At 35.1% G+C, this 14822-nt stretch carries 13 protein-coding genes and 1 tRNA gene; 4 read left to right on the top strand and 10 right to left on the bottom strand.

Annotated elements, in window-relative coordinates:
- The 3 genes from Q0R51_RS06595 to Q0R51_RS06605 are packed head-to-tail and all read right to left on the bottom strand — an operon-like array spanning position 1 to position 2547.
- On the bottom strand, positions 1-1290 hold the full coding sequence (locus Q0R51_RS06595) for a PTS sugar transporter subunit IIC (RefSeq protein WP_294757535.1): 1290 nt from the start codon (positions 1288-1290) through the stop codon (positions 1-3).
- Between the two features lie 20 nt (positions 1291-1310).
- Positions 1311-1841 (bottom strand): ribose 5-phosphate isomerase B, encoded by a 531-nt coding sequence (gene rpiB / locus Q0R51_RS06600; protein WP_294757537.1) that lies wholly within the window; start codon positions 1839-1841, stop codon positions 1311-1313.
- 49 nt (positions 1842-1890) lie between these two features.
- Positions 1891-2547, bottom strand: a complete 657-nt coding sequence (locus Q0R51_RS06605; RefSeq protein ID WP_294757538.1) for a ribulose-phosphate 3-epimerase — start codon at positions 2545-2547, stop codon at positions 1891-1893.
- Between the two features lie 204 nt (positions 2548-2751).
- On the opposite strand from Q0R51_RS06605, the gene Q0R51_RS06610 reads away from it, so the two are divergent.
- The gene (locus Q0R51_RS06610) at positions 2752-3738 is read left to right on the top strand and encodes a LacI family DNA-binding transcriptional regulator (protein ID WP_294757539.1); all 987 of its coding nucleotides are present in this window, start codon (positions 2752-2754) and stop codon (positions 3736-3738) included.
- A 118-nt stretch (positions 3739-3856) separates the two neighbouring features.
- Here Q0R51_RS06610 and fba read toward each other — a convergent pair whose 3' ends face one another.
- The 5 genes from fba to Q0R51_RS06635 form a co-directional block, all read right to left on the bottom strand.
- Entirely contained in the window at positions 3857-4771 is a 915-nt protein-coding gene (gene fba, locus Q0R51_RS06615; RefSeq protein WP_034980057.1) for a class II fructose-1,6-bisphosphate aldolase, read from the bottom strand.
- 97 nt (positions 4772-4868) lie between these two features.
- Positions 4869-6554, bottom strand: coding sequence for an arginine--tRNA ligase (gene argS, locus Q0R51_RS06620; RefSeq protein WP_294757541.1), 1686 nt, complete (start codon positions 6552-6554; stop codon positions 4869-4871).
- A 260-nt stretch (positions 6555-6814) separates the two neighbouring features.
- Positions 6815-7462: a L,D-transpeptidase gene (locus Q0R51_RS06625; RefSeq protein WP_294757542.1), complete on the bottom strand. Its 648-nt coding sequence runs from the start codon at positions 7460-7462 to the stop codon at positions 6815-6817.
- Positions 7463-7507: 45 nt separating this feature from the next.
- Positions 7508-8356, bottom strand: a complete 849-nt coding sequence (locus Q0R51_RS06630; RefSeq protein WP_294757544.1) for an NAD(P)H-hydrate dehydratase — start codon at positions 8354-8356, stop codon at positions 7508-7510.
- Positions 8357-8358: 2 nt separating this feature from the next.
- Positions 8359-9639 carry a serine hydrolase gene (locus Q0R51_RS06635; RefSeq protein WP_294757545.1) on the bottom strand — a complete coding sequence of 427 codons (1281 nt, stop codon included), beginning with the start codon at positions 9637-9639 and terminating at the stop codon, positions 8359-8361.
- 100 nt (positions 9640-9739) lie between these two features.
- Between Q0R51_RS06635 and Q0R51_RS06640 the strand changes: the two genes are divergently transcribed.
- The 3 genes from Q0R51_RS06640 (at position 9740) to Q0R51_RS06650 (ending at position 11662) form a co-directional block, all read left to right on the top strand.
- A tRNA-Leu gene (locus tag Q0R51_RS06640) sits at positions 9740-9823 on the top strand.
- 304 nt (positions 9824-10127) lie between these two features.
- The gene (locus tag Q0R51_RS06645; protein WP_046325161.1) at positions 10128-10352 is read left to right on the top strand and encodes a PspC domain-containing protein; all 225 of its coding nucleotides are present in this window, start codon (positions 10128-10130) and stop codon (positions 10350-10352) included.
- A gap of 203 nt (positions 10353-10555) precedes the next feature.
- A complete protein-coding gene (locus Q0R51_RS06650; RefSeq protein WP_294757548.1) occupies positions 10556-11662 on the top strand; it encodes a pyridoxal phosphate-dependent aminotransferase in 1107 nt (368 codons plus the stop codon).
- A gap of 209 nt (positions 11663-11871) precedes the next feature.
- Here the strand turns inward: Q0R51_RS06650 and Q0R51_RS06655 are convergent, their stop codons facing one another.
- On the bottom strand, positions 11872-13515 hold the full coding sequence (locus tag Q0R51_RS06655) for a polysaccharide biosynthesis protein (protein WP_294757550.1): 1644 nt from the start codon (positions 13513-13515) through the stop codon (positions 11872-11874).
- A 95-nt stretch (positions 13516-13610) separates the two neighbouring features.
- The coding region (locus Q0R51_RS06660; RefSeq protein WP_294757552.1) for a class I tRNA ligase family protein at positions 13611-14822 on the bottom strand (1212 nt) is incomplete at its 5' end.

Consider the following 14822-nt stretch of genomic DNA (forward strand, 5'->3'; position numbering starts at 1 on the left):
TTATTTTTGATTTTGTTGACTGTTTAGTGATTTTACAAACATAGGCCAAAATGGCAAATAGCATACTAAGCCAATCCCAAAAGAAATTATTACGATTATAATTGTCTTCCAGTCTCCGGTTCCAAGAGGCCCTAATAGAAATGGTGGGGTAGCCCATGGTATAGAAGCAAAGAATTTACCCATCCAAGGCATTGACATTAACAGATAACCAATACCAGTAGAAATAGTGCCGCTGAATATAAATGGAATCAAAAGATAAGGATTTAAAGCAATTGGCAAACCATAAACAACTGGTTCAACGATTGTAAATATTCCAGGTACTAAAGAGGTAATTCCCAAAGTTTTAAGAAACTTATTTTTACTTATTAACATTAATAATATCAAAGGCCAAACTGCAGAAGTCCAAACAGTCATTCTTATCAAACCGGTTTGCCCAAGACCAGCTAAAATGTGTGGTAAGTGCTCAGGGGCAATACCTTTAGCAACTAAATTAGAGTTCATTTCAAGCCACTGTAAACCAAAGGGAGTAAACAATGTCATAAACATTCCATCCCCATGCAATCCACATGACCATAGAAGAAGTGTAATAAAAACTATCAGCATCGCAACCCAAACATTTTCTGTTTGATTAACTAAAGGCTGTAAAATAGTATTTAACCACTTAACGATATCGAAATTAAGAATATCTCTAATTAACCATGCTATTATTGCTGAAGCAATAAAGGGTAATAAAGCAGAAAAAGAATTTCCGATTGCTGGTGGAACAGAACTGGGCATTTTAATGACTATATTATATTTTTCAAAAAGCCATAAAATTCTTACGCTAAAAATACTCGTGATAATTGCAACGAATAGTCCACTTGAACTGAACGCTACAATTGGGATACCACCATTCTTATCTAGTCCGCCTAATACTAAAACCAAAAAGGTCATTAAACCGATAATACCTGAGTTTAAACCATTTTGATTTAATTTTTTGCCATAATTATATGCAATAGTAAAAGAAGCATATAAAGACATAAAACTAAGTGTTAGAGTATTCATCCATAAAAATTTGGAAGCCAAGGGACTGAGAAATGGCAAAAGCGCTTTTCCACTCGTTCCAACACTCGGTGATCCTAGAACATAAAGTATCATAAAAATTGCACCAGTCAAAATCACTGGTAAAGTACCCATAATTCCATTTACAATAGAGGATATTGATTTCAAATTCGAAAACTTCGCCATAGGACCAGACATTTTTTGTACTGAATTACTAATTTTAGTAATCAAATTTTCTTTTTGAGCCATACATATCTACCCAAACCTTTCTATAGAGGTTGATCCTCATACTTTTCTTTTCCATCAAAATTTTTGGATTTTATCAATTTTATAAACTTATTCTCATCATCATTCTCTATCGCGGCTATTTCTTCTATCCTTCTTTCGTGTCGTCCACCGATATATCTTGCTTCTAACCAATTTTTGACAATCATTTTTGCAAGCTCTTGTCCGACTACTCTGGAACCAAATGATAAGATATTAGAGTTATTATGCATTCGTGACAATTTCGCTGAATAGCAGTCACTACACATACACACCCTGGTTCCTTTAACCTTATTTGCGGCTATTCCTATGCCAATACCTGTACCACAAATGGTTATTCCCAAATCACATTCTCCGCTCGCAACTGCTTTTCCAACTTTTTCCCCATAAATTGGATAATCAGTTCTTTCGGTAGAATTGGTGCCAAAATCTTCTACTTCATAACCCAAATCTTTGACATACCTCAAAATTGCCGGTTTAAGAATATATCCCACATGATCTGAACCAATAGCAATTTTTAATTTTTTATTTTCCAAAAAAACACATTCTTTCAAAAAAATTTAGAACAATTATTATATTTTTATGTTAATCGTTTTCCTTCCTAATTAACTCAATTGTCTTTTGATAATTTTGAGATTTATTAAATAAAGCTGAAGTGCCAAGGATAAAATTATCAACGCCCTTCTTATAAAGACACTTTATTTTTTCTCTAGAAATAGCTCCATCCACTCCTAAAATATAGTGATAATCACTTTTAGCAAGAATAAACTTATCCAATTTTTTTAATACAAAGTTTTGAAATTTTTGACCAGCAAATCCAGGGTTAACAGTCATTATCAGAACATAGTCAACAATTGGGAGCAGTTCCTTAACCATCTCAAAAGAAAGATTAGTATTGACAGAAATTCCCGCTTTTTTCCCGAGATCATGTATTTCTTCAATTGTTCTTACTGGCTGTTGTTCGGCATCTGGACAAAAATAAATTATGTCAGCCCCTAAATCGCTAAATAGCTTTATATACCTATGTGGGCTTTCAATCATAAGATGAGCATCCATTGTTTTATTAGTGTTTTGCCTCATAGTTTCATAGTCTTCAAGTCCTAAAGCAAAGTTTGGAACATAAAGACCATCCATAATATCCATATGATACATATTGATATCTGCCCTATTTAGCATTTCCATCTCTTCATTCAAGTTTTGAAAATTAGCACACATCATTGACGGACTAAGTAATAATTGCATTTTCTCCTCCTTTTTAGGTAATCGATTACATTTATTTATACTATTATTATTACACAAATTATTTAGATTGCAACTTATTTTAAAAATAAAATTTAAATTTATGTTTCTTCAGTTACTTTAATAGGCAAACGTTTCACATTAATTTATAATATTTAAGGTAAGTTAATTCATGATATAATCAATGTAAAGTGAGGTGTATATCCTTTGGAACAATATTCGATAAAAGACATTGCCAAATTAAGCGGTGTATCAACTGCTACCGTTTCGCGAGTAATAAATCATAAAGGAAAATATTCAGAGCAAACTAAAGAAAAGGTATTAAAAATTATCCAACAGACTGGCTATAATATCGATGTAAGTGCCCAAAGTTTGAGAACCAATGTTACTCATACAATTGGTATATTAGTACCTGACATTAAGAATCCTTTTTTCGCTGATCTAGTTCAAAAAATCGAAAATCATCTATTCAATAAAAATTATTCTACTTTTATTTGTGATACTAATAAAAAGCAGGAAAAGGAAAAAGCATATTTACAAATGCTGGAAAAGAAAAAGGTTGATGGTGTTATAGTTATTTCTGGTTCCGGTAAAAGAGGTTTTAAGTTTGAAAGTTCTATTAAAAAAATTCCTTATATTTGTATTGACCGAGAACCACAAAATTTCAATGACACAATTTTTATTTCATCAAATCATTATCAAGGGGCATATGATGCAACTACTTATTTAATTAATAAAAACGCTAATCATCTATTAATTATTAGTGATAGAATATCCACATCTTCAGAGTCAAGACTTGCCGGATTTAAAGATGCATTAAAACAAAATGGTCTCAAATATAGTAAGGCAAACAATTACCTATTACTAAAAAAAGATATCGACTTTGATTCTTTTATTTCAAAACATCCTGAAACGAATGGAATTTTTGCTATAAATGACAATCTAGCAATTAGAGTACTAAATAGAGCAAAATTTTTGAATATTGATATTCCCAATCAAATTCAAATAATTGGGTTTGATGACATTCCTGCCGCGTCACTTGTAAATCCAAGTCTGACAACAATTGCTCAAAATACAAAACGAATTGCTAAAAACACTGTTGATAGCATTTTAAGCAGCATTGAAGGACAAGGGGATAAGGGTAGTAAATTACTAATACCTGTAAAAATGGTCATCAGACAAAGTACTAAATAATTTAACATTTTATTTTTGATCTAAAGAGTTTGAAAAAAGAAAAAGGCTAATAAATTAACGTTTCTTCAACGTAATTTATTAGCCTTTAAGTTAAAGTTTTTTTCAAACTCTTATTTTATTATTCCAAATTCAATGAACTCTTGTCAAAGCCTGCTGACTTAATCTTGTCATCAATTGATGGAGTACCAAGCCAAGTAATCATTTCCTTCATTGAAGCTGTAATTGCTTCAGTACCAGGAAGAAGCAGCTTACGAGGGTCATAACCCTTGTTATCCTTGTCTTCATCTTTATGAGCTTCAAAGTACTTACGAGTAGCAGCTTGGAAAGCCAATTGGAATTCAGTGTTAATGTTAACTTTAGAAATTCCAAGGGAAATAGCCTTCTTAACTTGCTCTTCAGGAATGCCTGAACCACCGTGTAATACCAATGGAACAGAAACTGCATCAGCAATTTCCTTTAAGCGATCAAAGTTCAATCCCTTCCAGCCTTCTGGGTAAACGCCGTGAATGTTACCAATACCACAAGCAAGTTTGTCAACACCTGCGGCTACAAAAGTTTTTGCGTCTTCAACAGATGCTAATTCTCCACCATCAGCTCCTTGGTTTTCACCAATTTTACCAATTTCAGCTTCAACTGAAATACCGCGTTCATGAGCCAACTTAACGATTTCCTTGGTTTTAGCTAAGTTCTCTTCAGTTGGTAAAGCATGACCATCAAACATAACGGATGAGTAACCAAGAGCAATACATTCTTTAGCAGCTTCAAAGCTACCATGGTCTAAGTTCAATACAACTGGAACAGAAATGTCCATTGCATCCATTTCATCTTCAACTAAGTCTTTAGCAACTTTATAGCCACCCATGTATTTAGCTGCACCCATAGAAACCTGAATTAAAACCGGAGTTCTAGTTTCTTCAGCTGCTTGCAAAATTGCACGTGTCCATTCCAAGTTGTTAGTGTTATAAGCACCTACTGCATAATGGTTTTTACGAGCATCCTTAAAGATTTGATTACCATTATCTAAATATGCCATTAAATATACCTCCTAATAAACTTACAGTCATATTGTATCGTATTAATTAAGTATTGAACAATCTTTTATTTGATGAAAACGTTATTTTTGAAAATTTTTACATTTCTTTAGGAGAATTGACACCTAATAGTCGCAAAGCCTCGGTTAAAACAATTGAAGTTGCTTGAACCAGAGCTAACCGAGCGCTTATTTGATCATCATCAACTAGAACCTTGACATTAGCATAATATTTATTAAACTTCTTGGCTAAATCAAGCGCATATTTAGCAATAATTGACGGTTCAAACTTAGCACTGCTGCGAGCAATGATACGGGGGAAGTCGGCCAAAGATTTGGCAACTCCAAAAGACCAGTTATCATCTATCTTTATATTAGAAAGACCAGGTTTATGCCCTTGTTCAGCAGCCTTGCGCAAAACGCTTTGGGCACGCGCATTTGTGTATTGCACGTAAGGACCAGTGTCTCCTTCAAAACGGACAACTTCATCAAGATCAAAGTCAAAGTTTTCAGTGCGCTCGTTTTTCAAGTCGTGAAAAATTACCGCACCAACACCAACATCATGAGCGACCTGGTCTTTATTAGCTAAATCAGGATTCTTTTGCTCAATTTGCTTTTGTGCCAAATTTACAGCATCCTGTAAAACCTGATCAAGGAAAACCACGTTCCCTTTTCTAGTAGAAAGCTTTTTACCATTTTGAGTAATTAAGCCAAAAGGAACATGGTAAATTTCGTCAGCCCAATCATAGCCCATTTTCTTCAGAACGGTTTTCAGTTCTACAAAATGCTGTGACTGTTCATTACCGACAACATAAAGCATTTTGACAAAATGATATGTGTTTTGACGATAAATGGCTGCGGCCAAATCGCGAGTTAAGTAAATACTAGTACCATCGGACTTAACAATCAAAGCCGGATTTTCATCTTTACCCATGTCAACGACCTGTGCACCGCGAGATTCATGCAAAAGCCCCTTTTCTTTCAATTCATAAATAACCGGCTGCATTTTGTCATTAAAGAAAGCTTCGCCTTTATATGAATCAAAAGTAACTCCGAGTTCTTTATAAATGCGATTAAAATCAGCTAAAGATACGTCACGGAACCATTGCCATAATTTAACTGCTTCTGGATCGCCCTCTTCTAATTTTTTAAACCACGCACGTCCTTCATCATCCAGTTCCGGATGTTTTTCAGCCTCTTTGTGAAATTTTACGTAGTATTTAAATAAATTCATGATGGGGTCTTTTTTCACATCTTCTTCAACGCCCCAATGCTTATAAGCAGCGATTAATTTTCCAAATTGAGTGCCGTAATCACCTAAATAATTAATTTTTATAGGCGTATAACCAACTTTTGCCAAAGTTTTAGCGATTGAATTACCAATCACAGTTGACCTTAAATGACCCATAGACATTGGCTTGGCAATATTAGGACTAGACATGTCAATTGGGACGTTACCCTCTCCTAACTTTTGATCCCCAAAGTGCTCTTTTTGCTGCAAAATTTCAGCAAGAGTTTGTGAGATTAATCTGCCATGATCTATTGAAAAGTTAACGTATGGACCTACAGCTTTGATAGATGCAAAATCAGTGCTCTTTAGCTCACTTGCAATATTTTGTGCAATAACTGCAGGATTTTTGTGTTCCACTTTTGCCAAAGCAAAGGCTGGAAATGCATAGTCACCCATGTTTTCATTTTTGGGCCTTTCAATTAACGAATTGATTTGCTCTTTGGAAAGGTCAACCTGTCCAGCAACTAACTCGACAACCTTGTCTTTAAAATCCATTTTTTCCCTCCTAAATGCCAAAAAAAGTCTCTCCTTCACTAACATGAAGAAGAGACGAGTATAACCCGCGGTACCACTCTTTTTGATACAAAGTATCCGCTTATTAAATTTTCTATTTGGTTGGTTAGACACGCCTTCAGTCATTTTTCCAGCCTGACTCTCATCAATCTCAAGCTCGCTATATTGGAAAAAAATGCCTACTACTTCTAACTACTTTCATGAAATGATTATAACAGTAAATAATGTCTGCGCCAAATTTTTTAGTTATTTTTGATAATTACCTTTGTGCCGGCAGGAATGTTTTCAACCAACCAACGTGAGTCGGGGACACTTAACCTGATGCAACCGTGAGAAGCGGGCTTGACTCCCAGCTTTTCAGCCTCTTTAATGTTGTATTTGCCATTACTTTTTGTCGGGACCGAATGAAAAAGATAAACATTTTCCTTGTCCCAACTGGTCCAGTTATTAGCGCCTTCATTTAATTCAGGATTATAAAAAGAATCACCACGATCATACTTTATTCTATAAGTTCCTGCCGGCGTTAATGACTTATTCTTTTTAAAAAGCCCAGCGCTCGCTAACATGGTATATATTCTTTTATTACCACGTAAAATATAAACACGATTACCTTTAAGCGAAACTCTAATTTTTAAGTCATTTTCAGAACTCTTTATTTTGGGATAAGGTTTAGTTTCACTCGCTTTTTTCCAATTGAAAGGAGAACGCAAGTCTTTAGGGTCCTGATAAGGACGATAGGATGCAGCAGTTTTTATAACCACTGTTTTCTTGGCATCCTTAGTTTTATTATCCATTTTGGGCTGAGTAGGCATAGAAACCCGCGCAAGACTGATAGCGCATATTAGAATAATGCAAAAAGCAGTAAGAACTTTTAATAGACTTTTTTTCATATAATAACTTTTCTCCAAATCATATTTTGTGTTTCAACGGAAAAACTATCCTTTGTTAGCGTAGTGATTCATCAACTGAGGCAATATCGCACTTATTTTAGTTGGGCGCACCACATAATCCGTTTCAGCAATTTTATCGCCAGCTAAGGAATGAAGGTAAATTGCAGCCAGGACTGGATCTAGCGTGCCCCCAAACTGTGCTATAAAGCCACCAATTATCCCTGCCAATGTATCTCCCATTCCACCGGTAGCCATACCAGGATTACCGCTAGTATTTACAAAAATTTCGTTAGTACTAGTATAAACATGAGTGCGATTTGATTTTAAAACCAAAATCACATTTTGGGTAGGAAAAATCTTTTTTAAAGCACTCAAATTAGCACTATCAGTTTGATAAGGAATTCTAATTTGACTTAAACGTTGCCATTCCATTTGATGAGGAGTTAAAACGATCAAGCCAGCACTAGTCGGGATTAGCTTAGAGTCTTGTGCAATTAAATCCAAAGCGTTTGCGTCCAAAACTAATGTTTGGTTTGAGGAAACATTCTGACAAAGAGTAAGCATCATTTGATGAGCCAAAGAATTAGTTCCTAGTCCTGGTCCGCAAACAATAACGTCCATTTTAGTGATTAAATTTAATAAGTTGCGATCACGCCAATCAATAAACATCACCTCAGGATCACGAGCATGTAGTGCATTCAAGTTAACAGCATGGGTAGCTACTGAAATAAGACCTGCACCACTATTAAGCGCAGCTTCAGCTGCCATGATGATTGCACCACCATAATTTTCATTGCCTCCAATTAGCAGGATTCTGCCATAATTACCCTTATGTGAGTTACTGGGGCGCTTTTTAATTACCTTTGTCAAAATCTTTTCAGTTATTTCAGACATGATTAGCCTCCAAATAGCCAGCGCCAAAATCGAATTAAAAAGTTAACTTTATCAGTTGATTGTAATGCTTGAGCAGGTAAAAGTAAGCCGTTAGGCTGTTGCAGAGAAATAATTTTATTTTTACCGGCTTTAAAGTAATAATAATTAATTCTTTGCCCCTCTTTAATGGGAGCTTCAACAACTTTTGCCATTAAACCCACTTTAAATTTTGAACCATTTTGAGGTACCCAAATCAGACTTTTATTCTTCATACCAATATTTATTTGTCTGGCTTCTCCGTTGTGAACTTCTACATTAGTATGACCTATAATTACCTCATTACGCTGAAAAACTAGAGGCTGATAGTTCTGATAGACATAGTCAAGTAGCTTGCCAGTCTGAATAAAACGCGCTGGGTCTGTATTGGTTAAATGTTTTGCTCCCATTATCACCGTGATGATTCTGCCACCTTGATGGCGTGCGGTTGCAATAAAACAAGCACCAGCAGCATCAGTTGTTCCTGTCTTTAAGCCATCAATCTTAAACCGTTTATGGTACTGCGGCATCCCTTTTAGCATCCAATTAAAATTGCTCATTGGTATCGCCATTTTTTGGTCAATAAAATTCATTTTAGCAATGTTAGTAGTTTTGAGCACTTCCGGAAAATCTTGAATTAAATGCTGCCCTATGATTGCCATCTCTTTAGCCGACAACATATTTTCGGCATTTTTATCTGCATCCGGATAGCCATCGTTACCCACACTCTTGTTAGGTAAACCACAAGTCGTATATATCTGATCGCTCTTAATACCCCATTTATTTAGCTGCTTTTTCATTTGTTTGACAAAAGCTACTTGGGAACCACTAACTGCCTGTGCTAACATCATTGCGGCTCCATTAGCCGATTCAATTAATGTTGCCTGATACAACTGCCTGATCGTATAGGTATGTTTCATACGAAGCGGAACGTTGGAATATTCTCTGTTACTTGCAACAGCAAAAATCTGCTGAGTTGGCGTTACTTTAGTATCCCAATTTATTTTATTTTGAGCAATCGCCTTTAATGTCAAGTAAACAGTCACCAATTTGGTCATCGAAGCTATAGGTAATTGCTTGTTAATGTTTTTACCATATAGCAACTGTCCTGTTTTACTGTCTATAGCAATTGCCGCCTTGGCATCAATGTTGACTTCATTTTTATTATAGTTAGCAGGTAACTCTGGGGCAGCTTTTACATCCACAGGAACCACTAAAAGTAATAAACTGATAAGAATTAAAAAGATCGCTTTAGCTTTCTTTTTCAAGTACAAATCACCCTTCCCCGATTTTTTTAAATTATTTTACGTTTTATGATTACATTTTACCAAATTTTTGGTATGATTATTACTGTGCTAAAAATAATAAGCCCCGATGGCGGAATTGGCAGACGCGCAGCGTTCAGGTCGCTGTTTAGGTAACTAAGTGAAAGTTCGAATCTTTTTCGGGGCATTTGTGCAGCAAGAGCTAATCTCTAGAGATTAGCTCTTTTGCTGTTTAGTACTTTTGTGATGCACAATTAATGCAAGCAGAAACTTCAAAGATCCTGCCTTCCACTGAATTATTCGCCTTTGATTACGACAACCAGATAATCCTCATATGTTGCAAACAATAATATATTTTTTTGTGTGGCATGCTTTGAATTTGATTTTTCCCATATTGATATTGTAACTAGTATTTTTATAATAAAAAATATTTTAATTATATACTTTAATGATTATTTTGTATTAAAATTAATACAAAAGGAGGCACAGTCATGCAAAAACGATTAACAAAATCCCAGGATAAAGTTATATCCGGCGTATTTGGCGGTGTGGCAGAATATTTTGGTTGGGATAAAGCGTGGACCAGAATTGGTGGTGCAGCATTAATACTATGTACAACCTTTCCCGGACTGCTTTTATATATTATTGCTGCTATTGTGATGCCTGAAAAAAATCGTCATGATGATACTCTTGATGGTGAATTTCATAAGCCTTAAACTGATTGTAAAAATATAAATTGAATTTCAACAAGTTATTTAAGCCTTTCTAAACTAAATTAATGTGAGATTAGCTAAAAATCCAAGTATATATGAGCAAAACTGCTCAATTATACTTGGATTTATTTTTTGACAAGTTGACCTTTTTTTAATTAAAGAATATGATTTAGACAATAATTTACTTAAAGAAAGGTTAGCGTATTATGAGCTTAGACGTTAATATACTTCCATCCGATTACATTGACTTATCTATTGGAGATTTTCGTTCTGGAATAAACAAAAGAATAATTGATAAATTGGTAAAAAGAATTGAACATGCTGGAAATGGATATACTCCGGGTTTGGGACTACCTAAACTGAGAGAAAAAATTGTGTCATACTATAGTGAGACTTACGGTATCAAGGATATTGACATCAATAATATTCAAATCACCGTTTCATGTCTGCACGGTGCTTTTTTATCATTAAGATCTATCATCAAAAATAAATCTGATGAAATTATTGTTATTGCTCCTTTTTTCCCTTCATACTTAAATTTAATTGCGGGAGTAGGCGCAACTCCAGTAATTGTTAAATCAGAGGCTCCTACTTTTGCACTTCCAGTTGAGCACATTAAAAAAGCCGTCAATGCAAATACCAAGGCCATTATTATTAATTATCCTAACAATCCTACTGGAGCCAGTTTATCGCCAACGGACCGTGAATTCCTGAATAATCTCTGTGAAGAAAAAAATATTTTCGTGGTTGACGATCACGTTTACAGCGATTATCCTAGCAATTACCAATACCAACCAATTTCAACTGATATTTCTCATCAAATTTTAGTCAGCAGCTTTTCCAAAAGTTTTGCTATACCAGGAATACGTCTTGGCTACGTCATTGCACCGGCCAATATTATTGAACGGGATGGCTTTTATAATGAAGGTATCACTTTTAGTGCTCCAACTATTAGTCAGTTCATCGGGGAAATAATTTTGGAAGAACCAGAGAAATATACCCACCATATTGAGGAAATTAAACAGACCGGTGCAGAATTAACCAAACTTTTTACTAGGAGTAAATATTTTCCTTGCTCCTCATACATGGGTGGCTTATACATGTTTATTGAAGTACCAGAAACCATCAAGGACATTGACCTATACTATAAATTGCTGGAAAAACACTTTCATGTAATTGTGGCCAAGGGAAGTGATTTCCAATATTCAGACAGATACTTCAGAATTTCTCTTTCAACCGAAAAAGGAATTTTAGTAAAAGGTGTACAAAAAATTATTGATTGCGTAGATTACACTTTGAATTATAATAAGTAGCACGTATAAAATTACAAGAATAATTTAAAGATTATTATATTAAAAAAAGCTCAGCAAGCGCCAGAGTTCATTCTAGCAGCCTAGGAGCTTTTTCATTTTTTCTCACATTTTACGTACTTCATAATTAATCTTAAGTTTTTTAGTTAAATAAAATAAAAAAGTGATACCGAAAGAATATCGGTATCAAATTTAATTATATTGGGGTTTGTTTAAGCACGAATGTGCAGTTTTTCCAATATTGGAATGATTTTATTTCCTAAAATTTTCTGCGCTAAATTAGTCTTGATAGCCGCAAAGCCATAAAACAAGCAACCTACAACTACCGCGACAAAAACAATGACAAGTGACTGTAAACTGCTTGCAGGACTTAAGAACAACTCCAATCCTTTTTCTACTGCCAAAACCAGCAAAAACATAATAACTGAAAAAGCAGTAATGCCAATAAAACGTCGTCTGGTACGATCCTGATTGAAATTGTAATTAATCTTAAGGTGTTCTATCGCCATAAAGATAATGACAAGCATTCCTAAATTAGTTGCAATCAATGGGCCAAAAATTTTAAAGACATAAATCATGGGGTATTGCATTAAAATCTTAATGATTAACCCTAATACTAAATATTTAATTGCAAGTCCATTTTCCGATAGGCCCTGTAAAATAGCCATCAATACCGTAAATAAGCCCAAACTGATAGCTGTAAAGGAAGAAAGGTAAAGTACATTTGAACCCAGTTTGTCATAACCGTAAAAGATGGTATAGATAGGTGTAGAAATAGCGGCCATGCCAAAAGAAGCGGGAATCATGACAAATAAAAATAAATCTAAAGTATTGCCAATTTGGTCAGAAATTGCACGAAAATCATGCTTAGTGTGAGCTGCAGACAATAGCGGAATTGTCGTCACAGCCATAGCACTTGCTAAAGAGACAATGATCATTATCAACTTATTGGCATTAAGCGCAAATAACGCATACCAAGTTTCAATTGTATTATTAGTTGCACTAACCAAATTCGAGATAATGGGGTGAAAGCTATATTGATCTACCAGATAAAAAAGTTGAATACCTGCATCAATAATTATAAAAGGAATTGCCTGGGCAATAATTTCCGCAAAAAGAGCAGAAGTTGAAACCTGTATTTCATTATTGGAATTTTCAACTAACTCGTTAAGTTTATTACGTCTAGACAGCAAAAACCACGTTAAAATAGCTATGCCAAAAACTGCTCCAATTGCAGCAGCCAAATTTGATTGCACCACTGCATCTACAAAATTACCATGCTGTACTTGCATAATAATATAAGCAGTTAATAGCATCCATATTACCCGTGCCAACTGTTCTACAAACTGGGACATTGCTGAGGGCATCATGTCTTCGTAGCCTTGAAAATAGCCCCTCATAATACTTAATACAGGAATAATTAAGATGGCATAGGACAGGCTTCTCATTACCCTTACTTGTCTTGGATCAATTTGTGAACCATTAGAAGCTAAAAAAGGTGAAGCAAAATACATCACTGCAGCAGAAATAATTCCTAGAAATACCATTAAGATTAAGCCGCGATGAAAAAGCTTACGACCAACGCCGTATTCATTAAGCGCATTGTACTTAGCTACCTGTTTAGCAACAGCACCAGGAATGCCAGCAGTGGATATTAAAATAAAAATACTATAAATGTTATAACTTCTGGCAGTTAAGGCATTGGCAATATTTCCATAGGGCGACATCCAATAAAACCATGGAATAATATAGAGAGCACCCAAAATACGTGAGGTAATAGAGCCGAAAGTCATCCACGCACTGCCCTTAATAAAGGTATTTTGTGTATTTTGTTCAGATAAATTATTTTCTTTCATTAAAGTTCCCTAAATCTAGTCTACTAACTATATTATTGTGAATGAAAATGGGCAATTAACAACAAATATACTTTGCACTTTAGGAAAAATTAACTTTATTTAGCTACAATATTGACAATCTTATTTGGTACGACGATGACTTTTTTAATATCTTTGCCTTCTAAAAATTTTTGGACGTGAGGCAGTGCCAATGCTTGTTTTTGAGCTTGATCTTTATCCATGTCAACAGCGGCCTTAAAATTGCCACGCAATTTGCCATTTACTTGCACCATAATTTCGACTGTTGATTCAACCAGTTTTGCTGAATCATAAGTTGGCCATTTGGCAAAAGTTACGGATTGCTCATGACCAAAGATTTGCCAGATTTCTTCCATCATGTGAGGAGCGATTGGAGCTAAAAGCGTAATGAAACCTTCCGCATATTTTCTTGGAATCGTTTTTGCTTTTTGCGCAGCATTAACAAAGACCATTAATTGAGAAATTGCAGTATTGAAATGTAAGTCATCAAAATCTTCAGTTACTTTTTTAACAGTTTCGTTATAAATTTTATCTAAAGTGCCATCGTTTTCAGCCACAATATTCTCTTGTGGTATGGCTTTAAGATCCAAATCATTAACAAACAGACGCCAAACTCTGTCTAAGAACTTTTTGGTTGAAGCAGGACCATTATCATCCCAGTCAATAGATGCATCAAGAGGTCCCATGAACATTTCATACATTCTAAGACTGTCTGCACCATACTCGTCAATGACATCATCAGGATTAACTACATTGCCTTTTGACTTGGACATTTTATCATGATCTTTCAGAATTAATCCTTGATTGAATAATCTTTGGAATGGTTCTTCATTAGGAACAACGCCTAAGTCATACAGAACCATATTCCAGAATCTGGCATAAAGCAGGTGCCGGACAGCATGTTCTGCGCCACCAATATAAAGGTCAACTGGCATCCACTTCTTTAGCATTTCGTAATCAGCCAGCTTATTGTCATTATGTGGATCAACAAAGCGTAAGAAATACCATGATGAACCGGCCCAATTAGGCATGGTATTAGTTTCTCTTTTACCCTTACGACCATTTTTATCAATCACGTTAACCCAGTCTTTAAGATTAACTAATGGACTTTCAGGTGTTCCTGACGGCTTGATGTCAGTAGCATGAGGTAAAACGAGCGGTAATTCATCTTCTGGAACCAATGTAGTTTCTCCATCTTCCCAGTGAATTACTGGAATTGGTTCACCCCAATAACGCTGACGACTAAATTCCCAGTCACGTAACTTGTAATTAACCTTTTTCTCTCCAGC

This window comes from uncultured Lactobacillus sp., from assembly GCF_946477725.1.
GTDB lineage: Bacteria > Bacillota > Bacilli > Lactobacillales > Lactobacillaceae > Lactobacillus.

Bases quoted from the DNA above. Each gene is read 5' to 3' on its own strand.
- Q0R51_RS06595 (WP_294757535.1), bottom strand. From the start codon at position 1,290: ATGGCTCAAAAAGAAAATTTGATTACTAAAATTAGTAATTCAGTACAA.
- Q0R51_RS06605 (WP_294757538.1), bottom strand. From the start codon at position 2,547: ATGCAATTATTACTTAGTCCGTCAATGATGTGTGCTAATTTTCAAAAC.
- fba (WP_034980057.1), bottom strand. From the start codon at position 4,771: ATGGCATATTTAGATAATGGTAATCAAATCTTTAAGGATGCTCGTAAA.
- argS (WP_294757541.1), bottom strand. From the start codon at position 6,554: ATGGATTTTAAAGACAAGGTTGTCGAGTTAGTTGCTGGACAGGTTGAC.
- Q0R51_RS06625 (WP_294757542.1), bottom strand. From the start codon at position 7,462: ATGAAAAAAAGTCTATTAAAAGTTCTTACTGCTTTTTGCATTATTCTA.
- Q0R51_RS06630 (WP_294757544.1), bottom strand. From the start codon at position 8,356: ATGTCTGAAATAACTGAAAAGATTTTGACAAAGGTAATTAAAAAGCGC.
- Q0R51_RS06645 (WP_046325161.1), top strand. From the start codon at position 10,128: ATGCAAAAACGATTAACAAAATCCCAGGATAAAGTTATATCCGGCGTA.
- Q0R51_RS06650 (WP_294757548.1), top strand. From the start codon at position 10,556: ATGAGCTTAGACGTTAATATACTTCCATCCGATTACATTGACTTATCT.
- Q0R51_RS06655 (WP_294757550.1), bottom strand. From the start codon at position 13,515: ATGAAAGAAAATAATTTATCTGAACAAAATACACAAAATACCTTTATT.